The following is a 16,572-nucleotide window of genomic DNA, read 5'->3' as shown; positions in this document are numbered from 1 at the left end:
GGCCGCGTACCCTTCGCGCCGTGTTTCAACCCGGTGGCACAATCCGATCATGGGTGTCATCGACGATCGCATCGCGGAGCTCGGCCTGATCCTTCCCGCGCCGGTGAGCGCACCCGGCGGCGTGCGGCTGCCGTTCCAGCAGGTGCGGGTGGTGGGCACGACCGCCTATGTCGCGGGCCACGGCCCGCTCGCGCCGGACGGCACTCTCGCGGAGCCGAGGGGCAAGGTGGGCGCCGAGGTCACGATCGATGACGCGTACGGGTCGGCCAGGCTCACCGGCCTGGCGATGCTGTCGAGCCTGTCCCGCGCTCTCGGCGACCTGGACCGGATCGCCGCGTGGGGCCGGGTCTTCGGCATGGTCAACGTGGCGCCGGGCTTCGACCGCATGCCCGAGGTCATCAACGGCTTCTCCGACCTGATCCTCGAGGTGTTCGGCCACGAGGTCGGCGCGCACGCCCGCAGCGCGGTGGGCCAGGCGTCGCTCCCGTTCGGCATCCCGGTCGAGATCGAGGCGGAAGTTCATTTGAATCCCAGGTAACAAGCAGGTAACAAACCGACCGGGTGGTCGAAAATAGAGGTAGACCGGGATCGATGTCCTAGCGGCACGGGGGATCGAGACAGGGAGTCCTCATGGCCCACCTCATCAGCCGTCGCTCGGTTCTCGCCACCGGCGCGGGAGCGGCCGCCGGCCTCGCCCTCCCGGGCGCTTTTCTGCAGACCGCCGCGCAAGCCCACAGCCGCCTCAATTTCACGCTCAACGCCGTCACGCTCGACGGCGGCGAGCAGGTCGTCGCCGTCACCCTCGACGCCGGCCGGCTCGGGCCGATCGACCCGGCCTCGCTGACCACCGGCACGTTCAGCGTGCACGCCAAGGCCACCAGCCCGATCCCGCTCGCGCCGGGCGACCAGATCTTCAGCGAGTACGACCTCGACCGCGCGGTGACCGCGGCCCGCCTCGACCGGCGCGGGAACATCGTGCTCGAGCTGGACTATGCCGAGGGGCAGGTGGGCGGCGGCACGCTCGGGTACATCGCGAGCAAAGGCCGCAACGTCCGGCTCGATCTGACGTACACGATCACGCAGAACGCGCCGCTGACCCGGCGCCACGGCGGGCCGATCACGATCGAGCGGTTCGTGCAGGGCCGGCTGTCCAATCCGGAGGTCGACGCGTACAGCTACCACGTCTCCGGCTCGGGCATGAAGTATCGGCTCTACTCCCCCGGCCACCACCGGGGACGCGCGCTCGTCGTCTGGCTGCACGGCGGCGGCGAGGGCGCTTCCCTGCCGGACAACTACTACGACAACGAGACCACCCTGCGGGCGAACCGCGGGGCGCTCGGCTTCTCGACGCGGGAAGCGCAACGGATCTTCGACGGCGCCTATGTGGTCGCGCCGCAGAGCACGTCGTTCTGGCTCGAGGACGGCGACCGTTTCGCCCCGCAAATTCTGGAGATCATCCGCGAAGTCGTACGGAAAAACGCCGTTGATCCTCGAAAGATCCATGTGGTCGGCTGTTCCAACGGCGGCTATATGAGCATGAAAATGACGACCGTCTACCGTGACCTTTTCGCGTCGTCCGTGCCGATCTGTGGCGTGGTCGAGGCGCTGACGGAGGGCGCGCCGCCGCAGCTGCCCGACCCCGAGCTGGCGGCGATCCGCACCCCCACCTGGCTGGTCGCCTCGCTCGACGACGACACCGTGGACCCCGAGGCCAACACGATCCACGCGCACGACGTGATCCCGGGCGCGCGGATGACCCTGTACGACCACGTCATCTGGAACGGCCATCAGTTCCCGGGCCACTGGTCGTGGATCTACGTTGCCCGCAATGACCCGAGTATCCGCGGAAAACACATTTGGCAATGGATGGCCGGGCAGCGCAATGACGAGTGAAAGACGTGCGACATAGGAAATCCACAAGAAACGTCTGCTGTTTAGCGTGCCCGGCTGTGACAGCTCGAATATTCGGGGTGATCGCCGCGATCGCGGTCCCCCTCGCGCTGGCCGTCCCCTCGACGGCCGCGGCGACCACCCCGGCGACAACAACGGCCCTGCCCGACCCCACGGCGCGCGGACCATACGGACACCAGGTCATCGAGGAGGCCAAGTTCGGCCTCGCCACCATCCAGGAACCCAACTCCGACGGCGCCGCGCCCACGCCCGGCACCTCGCAGGCGGCCGAGCAGGTCGAGATCCGCGGCCAGCTGTACATGCCGGACTATTCGCTGCGCACCAAGCCCTCCCCCTTGATCGTGCTGGTGCACGGCAACCACGGCTCGTGCGACTCCGGCCAGGACTCGGCGACCGCGTCCTGCGCGCAGTTCAAGCACAACGAGGACGGGTACGCCTACCTCGCGGAGAACCTCGCGACCTGGGGCTATACCACGTTCTCCATCTCGCAGGACCAGCTGATGATGCGCCAGGACAACAACAAGGGGAAGGGCATGCACAACCGGCGCATGCTCATCGCCGCCACCCTGGACGCGATCAGCGCGGCGAGCAGGGCCAAGGGCCTGCCGATCGACGCGCACACCACGATCGGCACCACGCTCTCGGGCCGCCTCGACATGACCCGTATCGGCCTGATGGGGCACTCCCGCGGCGGCGACGCGGTATCGAACTTCCTGGACTACAACCGGATCCGCACCGACGGGCCGCGTTACCCGATCAGCGGCGTCATCTCGCTGGCACCGGTGGATTACGAGCGCAAGGCGCCGTACGGGATGCCGTACATGACGATCCTGCCCATGTGTGACGGCGACGTCTCCAATCTGCAGGGCGCCCGCCTGTTCGAGCGCAGCCAGTACGTCAACCCGGACGATCCGTTCCCGCGGATCCAGGTCGAGCACCTCGGCGCCATCCACAACTGGTACAACACCGTCTGGTACGCCGACGGCGGCGCGGACGGCCAGGCCAACAACGACGCGGCCTGCGGCAACTCGGCGCCGTTCGCGACCACCAACATCCACCCGCACAACCTGCGGCTCTCCGGCGCGGCCAGCTACACCGACCCGGCCCGGAACTACGCCATCGACAACTCCGACCCGCTGAACCCCGCGGTCAACACGAAGATCTCGGGTGACGCCGAGCGGATGGGCGACCAGGAGAAGCTGGGCCTGGCCACGATGGCCGCGTTCTTCCGGCGGTACATCGGCGGCGAGGGCGCGTTCGACCCGTACATGACCGGCGAGCTGTCGAACACCCCGTCCGGCCTTCAGGTGCCGGCGTCAGCCTGCCCGACGAGCGACTCGGGCAAGGCGATCCCGTGCAACGAGCGGGTCAACACCACCTACTTCGCGGCGCCGCAGGAACGGGTCGACGTGATCCGGCCCGAGGTGGAGAACCCGCTGACCCTGAACTCTCTGGGCGGCACGCTGAGCGGGAACGGCTTCGCCACCTACGACTGGTGCAACCCGGAGCCGATGGACTTCGCGCCGGCGCAGCTCGGCAAGACCGGCCTGCCCACCGCCATGAAGCAGTGCCCGCTGCCGGCGGCCACCGCGCTCGGCGGCCAGAACGGCACCCGCGAGAACAGCCCGATCAACCACTCGTACGGCCGCCAGCTCACCCTGGCCTGGGACCAGAGCTCGCCCGCGACGCTCACCGCCCAGATCCCGGCCGCGTCGCAGAACGTCAGCGGTCTCGAGGCCCTCGCGCTGGACGCCGCGGTCAACTTCTTCGACACCCGCAACCCGGGCGCCGACAACCGGGGCGACAACACCCGGGACGCCGCCACCGGGAGCTGGCCCAACGAGAAACCCACCTCGTACGACCCGGCGTCGACCACGCAGCGCTTCCAGATCGTGCTGACCGACCTCGACGGGCACAGCGCCTCGGTCGACGCCGGCGACCCGCGCTGGGGCAACGCGCTGCACATGTCGACCGGCACCAACACGCCGAACACGCACATCGTGCTGGACCAGATCCGGGTGCCGCTCAAAGCTTTCGCCGGTGTCGATCTCTCGGCCCTCGAGAAGCTCGAGCTGCGCTTCACCGACTCGGGATCGATCCAGCTGGCCGACGTGCGGTTCCAGGAGGCTCTGGCTCGGGGCGCGCAAATCCTCTCCGACGGGACGAACAAGGCAAACGGCGCCGGCTACGGCCGCTACGCGCTCGGAGGTCCGATCCCGGCCTCCTACCTCGCTTCCTACGACAACAGGCCCGGCAACGTGAAGCTGGCCGACAGCGGCACCCGCTGGACCGTCGACGACGACAAGCAGCAGTGCCCGAACGCGCAGTTCACCTCGATCCAGTCCGCCGTCGACCATGCGTCGCCGTGGGACACCATCGTTGTCTGCGCCGGCACCTACCAGGAGTCCTCGACTCCGGTGAACGCCAACGCCAACCCCGTGATGACCGGCGCGCGGAACGGCCTCACCATCACCAAGTCACTCAAGATCAAGGGCGCGGGCGCCGACAAGGTGACCATCGAGCCCGACCAGTCGCTGGCGACCCTGGCCGGCACCGAGCCGTACCTGCGCGACGGCGGCGGCAACGTCATCACCGTGTCGAGGCAGTCGCTCGGCTCCACGGATACCAACGAGATGTTCGTCGACATCTCCGGCGTGACGGTCACCTCCGGGAACACCTGGGCCGAGGCCGGCATCGCCTACTTCGGCGCCGCCGGCCGCATCTCCGACAGCGTCGTCGGCCCGATGAAGGTGGCCACCACCGACGAGGAGAAGGCCGCGCACCCGCACGGCTGGGGCGTCATCAAGACCGGCATGGTGCAGGGCACTGGTTCCGGCACGGTCGAGAGCGAGCTCACCGTCGCCGACAGCGTGGTCACCGGCTACCAGTCCGGCGGCATCCTCTTCGACGGCGCCCGCGGCAAGGACGGCGCGGCCGACAACCTCGTCCGCACCGGCATCCGCAACCACGGCTACGTCTTCGGGACGGTCGTGACGGGCGGTGGCGCCGGCATCCGGTACACGAGCGGGGTGGACGGTTTCGTCGACGACAGCCGCATCACCGGCGGCTTCGCCCTTACCGACGCCGGCACGGTCACGGCTTCCGGGGACATCATCACCGGCAACGGTTACGCGGCCTCCAACGACGGCGACACACCCTTCGTCATCACGCGGAGCTACTTCGGCGGCAAGCCGGTCGTCTCGGGGTCGGTGGTCATCGCCAAGCCGCTCTCGTCGCCGCCGCGCTCGGTCCCGACCAGCTTCGGCCGCGTCGCCGACCACTCCCCCACGGCTACGCTGGCCGACCCCGGTCGCGGCACGGTTTTCCAGGTCGGCACGGCGGTCACCCCGCTGGTCACCGCCACCGACGACTTCGCGGTGAAGTCCGCCTCGCTGCTCGTCGACGGCGTCAAGGTGGGCACCACGTCCACCTCGCCGTACCAGTTCAGCTGGACACCGACCGCCGCCGGCAGGGTGGTGCTCCAGGCCCTCGTCGCCGACTCGTCCGGCCACACGCGCCTCTCCGCACCGGTCACCTACACCGTCGCCGCACCCCCCACCGTGAAGATCAACAAGATCCAGACCAACCCCTTCACGGGTACGGCTACCGTCAGCGTCACGGTCAACAGCTCCGGAACCGTCACCCTCACCGGCGACAAAGTCGAAACCGTCACGTCCAAGGTGAACCACGCCGGAACCGCAACGCTCGGCGTGTCGGTGACGCCCGCCTACCGCCAGGCCCTGATCAGGGCAGGCAGGCTCGACGTCACGGCAAATGTCACGTTCACCAACGCGGCCGGCCAGACCGCGAGCCAGCCCATCACGGTGACGCTCGTCAAGAGGTAGCTGGTCGTTGGGCCCTCCCGTTTCCTGAAAGCGGGAGGGCCTGTGGACGGCGGCGCGAAAGTGTCATACCGCGGTGCTTGAATCAGCCCCACCCAGTTACGGGTGGGGTTCAGTAGCAGTCGAGCGCCGCGGCAAGCTGCGCCGAGAGCAGGTCGCGGTCGGGTGCCGCGGCGAGCCGCGCCTAGAGCGGGTCGCGGTCGAGCGTCGCGGCCAGCCGCGCCGAGAGCTGGTCGCCGTCGCCGCCGCCGGCGGACTCGTAGAAGCCTCGCGCGATCGCCAGATCGGCCCGGCACTCGTCGAGGCGGCCCAGTTCATACAGCACCTGGGCGCGGTGGGTGCGCGCGAAGGCGGCCCCGCGCAACTCGCCCACAGTCCCCGCCGTGACGGCCGCCCGGTCCAAGGTGTCCAGCGCTTCGTGAGGAGCGCCGTCCTGCTGCTGTGCCCGGCCGAGGTTGACCAGATGCAGCGCCTCGGCCGCGGCGAACCCCAGCCGGTGCGCGGCGTCCGCGGCCCGCGTCAGATGGGCGACTGCGTCCGCGTATCGAAGCTCGACCTGCGCCAGACCGCCAAGCAACGCCTCGGCGTGGCTCAGGACCCACGCATCGCCCAGCGGAGTGAGGATCCGCAACGCCGCGTCGCAGGCTTTCCGTGCCGCCACGGTGTCGCCCAGCCCGGTCTGCGCCCACGCTTCGAGAAGGCGCGCCGCCCCTTCCTCCCACCCGCCGACTTCGGCCACGGCACCCTCCCGGCCACCGGCCGCGGCACCCTCGCCACCACCGAGCGCGGCGCCCTCCCGGTGCCGGGTGCCGAGGAAATCGCCGAGTGCCTTCAAGGCGGCGGCCGGCTGGCCCTGCTGGCTGTGCAGGAAGGCGAGAAACAGCAGCGTGCGCGGGAGCGGCGCGATCTCCCGGGCGGTTCGCACGTCGGCGAAGGCGCGGTCGAGGTCGCCGCCGGACGCCTCGAACCACGCGGCGAACAGCAACGCGTCGACCCGCTCGGCCTCGGGCGCGTCCGAGCCGGCCGCGGCCAGGATGTCGCGGCTTCGCCGGGCGGCTTCGGCGCCTGCGCCCAGGAAGATCCAGGCCCAGCCGAAGCCGTTGACGATCCGGAGGGCCAGCATCGGGTTGTTGGCCTTCGCCCAGGCGAGCGCGGCGTCGATGTCGGCCCGCTCGGCGCGAACGAAAGCCAGATGCCGCGCCTGCTCCCCGCCACGCAGGCCCTCGGCCGCCAGCAACGCCGCCTCGCCGAACCAGTCCGCGTGCGCACGCGAAGCGACCTCGGCCGATTGCGACCGCTCGCGGGCGTAAGCGCGCACGCTGTCGAGCAGCCGGTAACGCACCCCGTCGCCGGTCACTCCGGCGATGGCCAGCGAACGGTCCACCAGCCGGTCGAGCACGTCAAGCGCCGCCGCGGACGGCACGTCCAGTGCGCCCATCACGCGCTCGGCGGCCTCCAGCGAGGCGCCGCCCACGAAGGTGGCCAGCGCCCACAGTCCACGCTGGTCGTCCGGGAACAGCAGGTCGTAGCTCCAACCGATGGCCGCCCGCAGCGTGCGCCGCCGGGCGGGCCGGCGGCTGTTCGGATCGTTGAGCAGCGTGAATCGGTCGCCCAGGCGCCGGGCGATCTCGGGGACCGGCAACGCTTTCGCCCGCGCCGCGGCCAGCTCGATCGCCAGCGGCAGACCGTCCAGTTGGCGCACCACCCCAGCGACGTCCTCATCCGGCCCGATGCGGCGGTGGCGCCCGGCCCGTTCCCGGAACAAAGTCGCGGCCGCGTCCGGCGGCAACGGCTCCAAGGCTTGGACGATCTCTCCATCGATTCCCAGCGGCACCTGACTTGTTGCCAGAAGCCGGACGCCGGGCGCGGCCCCCAGAATGCGGGCGATGACCGGGGCGAGGGATTCCACCAGGTGCTCGCAGTTGTCCAGCAACAGCAACGTGTGCAGCCCCCGCAGCCGCTCGACGACCATCGGCTCGGTCGCCTCCGCGATCGAGAAAGCCTCTCCGACAGCCCGCCACAGCTCACCAACACCGGTCTCCGACGAGCCAACCGACTCGAGTCGCACGAGCCAGCCGCCGCGCTCGGTGGCCACGGACAACGCAAGCCGCGTCTTGCCCACCCCGGCAGGCCCGACCACCGTCACCAAACGCTCGTCAGCCACCAGGTCGCTTATCACCGACAAATCCGCATCCCGGCCGATCAGCGACGCTGCCAGCGGCGGCAGGTTCCCCGGCGCCAGCGCGGCATCCTGCACCAGAATCAGGCGCTCGAGATCCCGCAGCGCCGACCCCGGATCCACCCCGAGCTCCTCCGCGAGCAGCGCCCGCGCCCGCCGATAAGCCGCCAGCGCATCCCCTTGACGCCCATCCCGGTACAACGCCGTGATCAGCAGCCGCCACAGCTCCTCGCGCAGCGGATGCTCTGCCACGAGCGTCTCCAACTCGCCGACCAGCGCGCCCGCCTCCCCGGCATCCAGCCGCGCCGCGACATGCCGCTCGGCCAGCCGCAGCCGAGCCTCGCCCAGCCGCGCCCGCCAAGGCCCGAGCCATTCACCATCGCCGGCGTCCGGCAGAATCTCCGGGCTGGTGAAAAGCGATAGCCCCGCGTCACCTCGCAGAACCTCCAGCGCGTCGACCGCCCGCGGGTCGACGTGCAGCGTGTAGCCGTTCGCGTCGCCGCTGACCAGATCCGGATCGCCCAGCACCCGCCGCAGCTTCGACACCTTGGCCTGCAAAGCGTTCGGCGTGGCGTCCCCGCCCCACAGGTCCTCGATCAGCCGCGAGGCCCGCACCGGCCGCCCCGCCTCCAGCGCGAGCCGGATCAGCACCTCGGTCGTCTTGCCGCCCGGCAGCGTCAGCGGCACCCCGTCGCGGGTCAGCGCGACCGGCCCCAGCACCGCCACCACCAGCACTGACGCAGCTTAAGTCGGCAGCGTCAGCCGCGCGTCAGCCGTTGCGGCGAGAGTGCCTCCATGACCGACGTCCACGACATGGTCGAGACCGCGTTGAGGCTGCTCACGCGCGCACAGGCCGCCGCGGTCACCACCCGCGACCGGCAGACCGTAGCGATCGCCTGCGCATACCTGGCCGGCGACCTCGACCGGGTCGACGTGCTCGCCCGGGAGCACTTGGCCGACCACCCCGACAACAACCTCGTAGCCCGCCTGTCCCGAAGGGAACTCCCATGACCCGCAAGCTCACCGCCGCGCTGCTCATCGCCGCCGCCGTGCTCACCAACGTCGCCTTCACCGCGCTGGGCAGCGTCTTCGACTACCCCGACATCCTCAAGAAGCCCACCGACGAGATCCTCGCCGCGTTCCTCGCCAACGAAAGCACGGTGATCGCCTGGTTCGCCGTTCTCGCGCTCTCGGCCGCCCTGTTCGCACCCATCGCCATCGGCGTCGGCCGGTTGTCTTCCCACCGCGCGATGCGCATAGCCGTGCCGATCGGCATAGCCGCGGCGGTGGTCCAGGTCGTGGGTCTCTCCCGCTGGGTGTTTTTGATTCCCTCGTACGCCTCCGCAGGCGACCGAACCGCATTCGAGACCGCTCATCACGTCCTCGGCACCCTCATCGGCGAGACGCTCGGCTATGCCTTGACCGCCGCGTGGACGCTGCTGGTGCTGGTCGCGCTGGGCCGGGCGTTCGCGGGGAGCTGGTTCCCGGCGCTGGGCGGCGTCGCGGCGGTGCTGATCGCCACCGGCGTGGTCTCGCCGCTCGGCGTGCCCGGCGTCGACTTCGCGAACTTCCTCGGCTACGTGCTGTGGAGCGTCTGGCTGCTCGCGTTCGCCGCGACCCTGCTGTGGCACCGCTCCCCGGCACGCGTCAGTCCCGTGGCCGCCCGGCGCTGAGCGACACGCGCGGGGCGGCGGGATTTGCCCGTCGTCGATACGCTGCGGCCGACCGCGAGCCCTGCACCGACGCCGGAGGCCGCAGATGACCGTCGATGGTCCGATCACCGGGACGACGCCGCGGTGGCGCGAGTCCTATCTCGGTGGCTCCGCCGAGGCCGAGCGCAAGCAGTTCGCCCGGATGGCCGAGCAGATCATGCAAGCCCAGCTCAAGAATCGGAAACGCGGCGGCCCGATAGTCGCCGGCTTCCAGGCCAAAGGAACCTTCGCGGTGGCGGAGGCCGAGCTGCGCTTCCTCGACCTGCCGGCCGACCTGCAAACAGGTTTCGCCCAGCCGGGAGCGGCCTATCGGACAGCCGTGCGGTTCAGCAACGCCGAGGGGCGGATCCTCGACGACCACCAACCGGATCTGCGCGGGGCCGCGCTACGGGTCACCGTGACCGACGACGAGCAGCACGACCTGCTGATGACCAACGCGCCGGTGGCGCACGCGCGGAACGCACGGCAGTTCTGCGAGTTCGCCGTGGCCACCGCGGGCGGCGGGATCGGGCGCGTCGCCGGGCTCGTCAAGCTGGCGTTCACGATCGGGCCGTTCGAGACGGTTCGCATGGCGCGCAACGTTCTTGCCGGACGCACCCGGATCACCAGCGTGGCGACCGAGACCTACTGGAGTCGCACGCCGATCGCGTGGGGCGAGCACGCGCTGCAGTATCTGTTGCGTCCGTGGCCCGGCACCCCGCAGGCCGATCCCGCGCCGCCGGGCGACCCCGATTTCCTCGGCACGGAGATGGAAACCCGGCTCGGCCTCGGCGACGTGCGGTTCGAGCTGTGCGTGCAGCGCTTCCGCAACGGAGACGAGACGCCGATCGAGGACGCGGCCGTCGACTGGCGCTCGCCGGCGGCGCCGCCCGAGGCCATCGCCGTGCTGACGATCTTCCAGGGGACGACTCATCAACGGGAGGTGCACGGGCTGCGGTTCAACCCATGGAACACCACCGAGGAGTTCCGGCCGCTGGGCAACCTCAACCGGGTGCGCAAGGCCGCCTACGACGCCAGCGCCGCGCACCGCGACCGGGAGCGCTGGCTCACCGAAGTGCCGACCCGCAACCGGATCGCGGGCGCGGCCATGCGGGGCATCTTCGGTGTGGTCAACCGGTTCCGGCCGTGGCACCGGCTGCCGGACGCGCTGTCGCTGCTCAACCTGGCCGCCCTGCGGGACGTGCTGCGCCGGGACAACCTGATCGACACCGAGGTGCGCGAGGCGCCGCCGCGAGCCAGGCCGGTTCCGGCACAAGACAAACCCCGCGAATTCCGTACGAGAAATGGCACTTGGAACGACCTCTCGGAACCGGACATGGGCGCCGTGGGCGCCGCCTTCGGGCGCAACGCGCCCGCCACCCACCGGCCGGAGCTGGACGATGAGCCGAACCCGCTCGTGGTCAGCCGTGAGCTGCTGCACCGGGATGCGTTCAAGCCGGCGACGTCGCTGAACATCCTGGCCGCGGCGTGGATCCAGTTCCAGGTGCACGACTGGGTGGTGCACGCGCGGCACCCGCTGGGCGTCGACGACGTGCGGGTGCCGCTGCCGCCGGACGTGCCGGGCTGGCAGAACACGCCGGGCGGGCCGCTGGAGCCGGAGATGCGGATCGGCGGCAACATCAGCCGGGGCATCGGCGCGGACGGTGTCGAGCTGCTCTTCGGCAACGTCGCCTCGCACTGGTGGGACGGGTCCGAGGTCTACGGCACGAGCGACGACAACGCCTTGCGGGACGGCGCGAAGCTGCGGCTGGACAACGGCTACTTGCCGGTCGATCTCAACGGGTCGGAGATCACCGGTTTCAACGAGGCGTGGTGGCTCGGGCTGAGCAGCATGCACACGCTGTTCGCGCGCGAGCACAACGTGCTCTGCGACGAGCTGCGCGAACGCAACCCGGGCTGGACCGACGAGCGGATCTACCAGACCGCGCGGCTGATCGTGGCGGCGCTGATCGCGAAGATTCACACGATCGAGTGGACTCCGGCCATCCTCGCGACGGACGTGCTCGACCGGGCGATGCACGTCAACTGGAACGGCGTCCCGGCCAAGGACTGGCTCAGCCGGGTCGGGCTCTGGCTGACCGACGTCAATGCGTTGCACGGCATTCCGAAGACCGTTCCGGATCACCACGGCACGCCGTACTCATTGACCGAGGACTTCGTGACCGTCTACCGCATGCACCGGCTGATTCCGGACGACTATGCGTTCCGCGACGCGGCGAGCGGCAATCTCGTACGCGAAAGCCGGTTTTTGGATCTGCAAGGAAACCGCGCCGACGACGTGCTGCGCGAGCTCGGCCTGACGGACGTGCTGTATTCGTTCGGCGTCGCCCACCCGGGCGCGATCACGCTGCGGAACTATCCCCGGGCGCTGCTGAATCTCGAGCGGGAGGGCGAGCTCATCGACCTGTCGGTGGTCGATCTGGTGCGCACCCGGCGCCGCGGCGTGCCCCGTTACAACGATTTCCGCGCCGCTTTGCACCTGCCTCGCATCGAGCGGTGGGAAGATTTACATCAAAACCCCGATATCGTACGGCGATTGCGCGCGATTTATCGGACCGTGGACGAGGTCGACACGATGGTCGGGCTGTTCTCCGAGACGCCGCCGGAGGGTTTCGGGTTCTCGGACACGGCGTTCCGGGTCTTCATCCTGATGGCCTCGCGGCGGCTGCAGAGCGACCGTTTCCTGACCGCCGATTACCGGCCCGAGATCTACACCCGGTTCGGGCTCGACTGGATCGCCGATACCACGATGACGAGCATGATCCATCGGCATTGCCCGGAGTTGGTCACACTGCTGCCCGAGGGTCGCAACGCGTTCGCACCATGGTCGTAGACTTCGCCGCGTGACTGACAGGTCGGCCGGATTGTCCGAAATAGACGCCACCGTGGCGCACCCCGCGCGGCGGTACAACTACTGGCTCGGCGGCAAGGACCACTACGCCGCCGATCGCGAGTCGGGCGACCAGCTCGAGCGGATGTTCCCCAAGGTGCGGCTGGGCGCGCTGGCCAACCGGGCGCTGCTGCGGCGCGCCACCCGGTTCCTGGCCGCCGAGGCCGGCATCCGCCAGTTCCTCGACATCGGCACCGGTCTGCCGACGGCCGACAACACGCACGAGGTCGCGCAGTCGGTGGCGCCCGAGAGCCGCGTCGTCTACGTCGACAACGACCCGATGGTCATGGTGCACGCGCGGGCGCTGCTCACCAGCAGTCCCGAGGGCCGCACGTCGTACATCGAGGCCGACCTCAACGATCCGGGCGCAATCCTCGCCGACCGGACGACCCGCGAGACGCTGGACTTCGACCAGCCGATCGCGCTGATGCTGATCGCCGTGCTGCACTTCATCCGCGGCAACGGCGCGGCCCAGCCGATCGTCCGCGAGCTGCTGGAGGCGCTGCCGGCCGGCAGCTTCCTGGTCGCCACCCACGCCACCAGCGACTTCGGCACCCCCGAGCAGCAGCGGCTCTACCAGCAGTTGATGGACGAGCGGAAGACCGACGTCTGGACCCGCCCGCGGGACGAATTCGCCGAGCTCTTCGACGGCCTCGAGCTGGTGGCGCCGGGCGTCGTGCCGGCCAGTGAATGGCGGCCCGAGCCCGGCGCCGAGATCCCCGAGCGGTCCGACATCAACGTGTGGACCGCCGTGGGGCGCAAGCTCTGACTAGGACGAGAACGACCAGAGCTGACAGGTGTTGTTGAGCCACATCCAGAGGTTCACCCGGTTGCCGTTGGCGGTCCCGCAGTTCACGTCGTCGAGGACCATGCCGCTGTTCTCGACGACCAGCTCGTAGCGGCCGTTGCCGGCCGGGATGACCGCCCACTGCTGGCAGTTGTTGCCCAGCGACGACCAGAGCTGTGCCACGGTGCCCAGGGCCAGGCCGCAGTTCTGCGCGTCCAGGACCTTGCCCGAGTTGACGTTCGTGATGGTCCACTTGTTGGCGCCGACGCTGTTGAACCGCCACTGCTGGCAGGAGTTGCTCAGGTTCTGCCAGACGTCGAGCAGGGTGCCGTCGCCGGTGCCGCAGTTGATGGCGTCCAGCACCTTGCCGGCCGCCAGGTTGGTCAGCCGGTAGGTCGCGCCGTTGACCGGGAACGTGACGCTCTTGGAGTACCCGACCGCGACGATGTTGGACTGCACCGAGTTCTCGGTGGCGTCGGTCGGGTAACCGCTGGTCATCACGCCCTCGAAGAACGAGCCGACCGAGCCGTTGCTGTTGTCGCCGCCGATGCCCAGGATGATCGCGCCCTGCTTGGTCATCGGCCGGTAGCCGGACTGCGTCGGCAGCCCGCCGTTGTACCGCGTCGCGAGGCTGCCGGACTGCGCGTTGCCGTCCTTGATCGCGTACGTGGTGGTGCCGTTGTTCTTGGTCATCGCGGTCACGAACGCGCTGTTGCGGCCGGTGTTGGCGGTGTTGGAGCCGTTGCCGCCGGCGAACAGGCCGTTCTCGAGGTCGGCCATGACCTTCGGGTTGGAGCCGCTGCACGGCGAGAACCAGCAGAGCGTGCCGAAGTAGATGGCGTCCATGTCGCCGTTGCCGGTGTCGTTGTTGTTCGTCTCGGCGTTGCCGTAGTCGAAGCAGCAGCGGTTGTTGACGTGGGTGCCCTCGGTGACCATGTACATGCCCTCGGGCGCGCTGCCGGTGGCGACGCCGTTGGTGGCGTTGTTGCGGTACCCGTTGCCGGCCGAGATGTAGACGCCGTAAACCTTGTGGCCGCCCGCGGTCACCGGCAGGGCCGCGGCGTTGGCGCCCTGGTCGGCGGTGGGGTTGGCGCCGCCGCCGGGAGCGATGGTCAGGTCGTTGTGGCGCGACGTCTGGTCGTAGATCCGCACGATCGTGCAGTACGTGCCGTTGCAGAAGTTGTCCTGCGTCGCGGCGTTGGCGTACCCGCCGGCGCTGAGCACGCCGACGTTGGTGGTGGCGCCGTCGGACCAGCGGCGCACCTGGTAGAGCGAGCCGCTGTAGGAGCCGAAGAGCGCGCGGGTGGTGGAGTGCGCGGCGACGCAGGGGGTGCCGCCGCTGGCGTAGATGTCGCACGGCCCGGTGCCGGCGGCGTTGGCCGTGCCCGACACGGCGAACGCGGCCGCCGCGGTGAGGACGGAGGCGAGGACGACTCGCCACAGAGATCGGAGACGCATCGAGTGCCTTTCACTGCGTGGGGAGTCGCGGATGTGAACGTTAACAAATCTTTGCCTCTTAATTTCACACTTGTCAATGGGGTCCCCGATCGCGCGAGATCGCACCCGCGGGATCGCTCATGCCGTGATGCTTGCGGCCGATGCTTCCGCCATCAGCGCCGGCTGGACGGGGCAACGCAGGTGAGCGGGTCAGAGATCGCAGTCGCCGAGCGGGCGGACCCCGCCGAGTTACTGGCACGCAGCCGCGACATGCTGCGCGTCTCCGAGTACGAAGCGGCGATGGATCTCGCCTCGCGGGCGGCGGCCGGGGACGATCCCCTGGTCCGGGCCGAGGCCCTGTCGGTGCTGGCCAACTGCCGTCGGGCGCGCGACGAATACCCGGAAGCCCTGGAGCTGGCGCTGCGCGCCGCCGAGGCGGGCCGGGAGACCGGCTATCCGGCGGCCGAGGCGCGGGCCCGCAGCGAGGTCGCGCGGGCGCTGCTGGCCTCCGGCGAGACCGACGAGGCGCTGCTCGAGAGCCTGAGCGCGCTGGAGCTGGCCGAGGCGGGCGGCGACCTGAGCGCGTACGTGACGGCGCTGACCGCGGTCGGGAACGTCTACCTCGCGCTGCAACAGTTCGACCTGGCCGTCCAGCTGTGCGAGCGCGGCGCCGAGACCGCCCGGCTGGTCGGCGACGAGATCGCCAACGCGGCCCTGCAGGACACGGTGGCGTGCGCCCTGATGGGCATCGCGGAGGCGGCCCGGGACGAGGGCGACGAGGAGGGCTCGGTGCGCGCCGCGCTGGCCGCCGCCGAGCGCTCGCAGGCCGCCATGGTGATCGCCCGCGAGCACGGGCACCGGCGCAACGAGGCGTGCGCGCTGGCGAACTACGCCGAGGCGCTCGGCGCGGCCGGCTTCCCCGGCAAGGCGCTGACCCTGCTCGAGTCGTGGGAGATCGACCTGGCGCGGGACGCGGCCTACACGATCACCCACCACCTCGACACCCGCGGCGGCATCTGCCTGGCCCTCGGCCGGTACGAAGAGGCGGCGGCATTGTTCTCGCAGGCGCTCGACGTGGCCGAGAGCAAGAGCGCGGCCATGATGTTCTGCGAGCACCTCGCCGAGGCGTACGAGAGAAGTGGCAATCTCGCGGGCGCGCTGGCCTCGTACAAGAAATTCCACCTGCTGTATCGGCAGGTGGCCTCGGAGGCCGCCCAGCGCAACGCCCGGGTCGCCGCCGTCCGGATGGAGACCGAGCAGGCCAAGGCGCTCGCCGAGCGGGAGCGGCTGCGGGCGGACGGGCTGCTGCGGATGTCACTCGAGGACCCGCTGACCGGGCTGGCCAACCGGCGCCGGCTCGACGAGCAGCTCGCGGCCCACCCCGACGGCATGGTCGCCCTGATCGATGTGGATCACTTCAAGCGGGTCAACGACGAGTTCTCCCATCAGATCGGCGACGAGGTGCTGCGGGCGCTGGCCGGGCTGCTGACGGCCGGTTGCCGCGGGGACGATCTGGCGGCACGGTACGGCGGCGAGGAGTTCGCCCTGCTCTTCCGGGACCTGTCGGCATCCGAGGCCGTCGAGGCGGCCGAGCGGGTCCGGCGGATGGTCGAGGAGTTCGACTGGGGGATCATCGCGCCCGGGCTGGCGATCACCGTGAGCATCGGCGTCGCCGGCCTTCTCCGGGACGCGGACGCGCGGCTCTACGAGGCGAAGAAGGCGGGCCGCAACCGGGTCGCGATGCATTGACGGCACTCGATCGGTGAGCCATGATGGCCGCTGACTTGGTGGGGAGTCAGCGTCAGCTTGCCGAC

The 16,572-nt window shown here is 70.0% G+C and carries 10 protein-coding genes; 8 read left to right on the top strand and 2 right to left on the bottom strand.

The genetic code is table 11. The features are described 5' to 3' along the window. The first annotated feature begins 49 nt into the window (after positions 1-49). From ACQPZX_RS12030 to ACQPZX_RS12020, 3 genes are all read left to right on the top strand, one after another. Complete coding sequence (locus tag ACQPZX_RS12030; protein ID WP_433378629.1) at positions 50-538, top strand: RidA family protein; 489 nt, start codon at positions 50-52, stop codon at positions 536-538. 92 nt (positions 539-630) lie between these two features. Further along, complete coding sequence (locus ACQPZX_RS12025; RefSeq protein WP_433378627.1) at positions 631-1,893, top strand: prolyl oligopeptidase family serine peptidase; 1,263 nt, start codon at positions 631-633, stop codon at positions 1,891-1,893. A gap of 317 nt (positions 1,894-2,210) precedes the next feature. Continuing rightward, the gene (locus ACQPZX_RS12020; RefSeq protein WP_433378624.1) at positions 2,211-5,756 is read left to right on the top strand and encodes an Ig-like domain-containing protein; all 3,546 of its coding nucleotides are present in this window, start codon (positions 2,211-2,213) and stop codon (positions 5,754-5,756) included. A 181-nt stretch (positions 5,757-5,937) separates the two neighbouring features. Here ACQPZX_RS12020 and ACQPZX_RS12015 read toward each other — a convergent pair whose 3' ends face one another. Beyond that, positions 5,938-8,667 (bottom strand): BTAD domain-containing putative transcriptional regulator, encoded by a 2,730-nt coding sequence (locus tag ACQPZX_RS12015; protein WP_433378621.1) that lies wholly within the window; start codon positions 8,665-8,667, stop codon positions 5,938-5,940. A gap of 60 nt (positions 8,668-8,727) precedes the next feature. Here ACQPZX_RS12015 and ACQPZX_RS12010 point away from each other — a divergent pair, with 60 nt between their 5' ends. From ACQPZX_RS12010 to ACQPZX_RS11995, 4 genes are all read left to right on the top strand, one after another. Continuing rightward, entirely contained in the window at positions 8,728-8,943 is a 216-nt protein-coding gene (locus ACQPZX_RS12010; protein WP_433378619.1) for a hypothetical protein, read from the top strand. Continuing rightward, positions 8,940-9,605, top strand: coding sequence for a hypothetical protein (locus tag ACQPZX_RS12005; protein WP_433378616.1), 666 nt, complete (start codon positions 8,940-8,942; stop codon positions 9,603-9,605). The genes ACQPZX_RS12010 and ACQPZX_RS12005 overlap by 4 nt, the downstream gene beginning before the upstream one ends. An 85-nt stretch (positions 9,606-9,690) precedes the next feature. Continuing rightward, a complete protein-coding gene (locus ACQPZX_RS12000) occupies positions 9,691-12,477 on the top strand; it encodes a peroxidase family protein (RefSeq protein ID WP_433378613.1) in 2,787 nt (928 codons plus the stop codon). 10 nt (positions 12,478-12,487) lie between these two features. Beyond that, a complete protein-coding gene (locus tag ACQPZX_RS11995) occupies positions 12,488-13,303 on the top strand; it encodes an SAM-dependent methyltransferase (protein WP_433378610.1) in 816 nt (271 codons plus the stop codon). Here the strand turns inward: ACQPZX_RS11995 and ACQPZX_RS11990 are convergent, their stop codons facing one another. Further along, a complete protein-coding gene (locus ACQPZX_RS11990; RefSeq protein ID WP_433378607.1) occupies positions 13,304-14,779 on the bottom strand; it encodes an arabinofuranosidase catalytic domain-containing protein in 1,476 nt (491 codons plus the stop codon). A 180-nt stretch (positions 14,780-14,959) separates the two neighbouring features. Here ACQPZX_RS11990 and ACQPZX_RS11985 point away from each other — a divergent pair, with 180 nt between their 5' ends. After that, positions 14,960-16,507 (top strand): diguanylate cyclase, encoded by a 1,548-nt coding sequence (locus ACQPZX_RS11985; RefSeq protein ID WP_433378604.1) that lies wholly within the window; start codon positions 14,960-14,962, stop codon positions 16,505-16,507. The last annotated feature ends 65 nt before the right edge of the window (positions 16,508-16,572 follow it).

This window comes from Actinoplanes sp. CA-142083, assembly GCF_050942195.1.
Classification (GTDB): domain Bacteria; phylum Actinomycetota; class Actinomycetes; order Mycobacteriales; family Micromonosporaceae; genus Actinoplanes.
The sequence above is the reverse complement of the archived record's forward strand: the minus strand, read 5'-3'. Positions and strand labels throughout refer to the sequence as shown.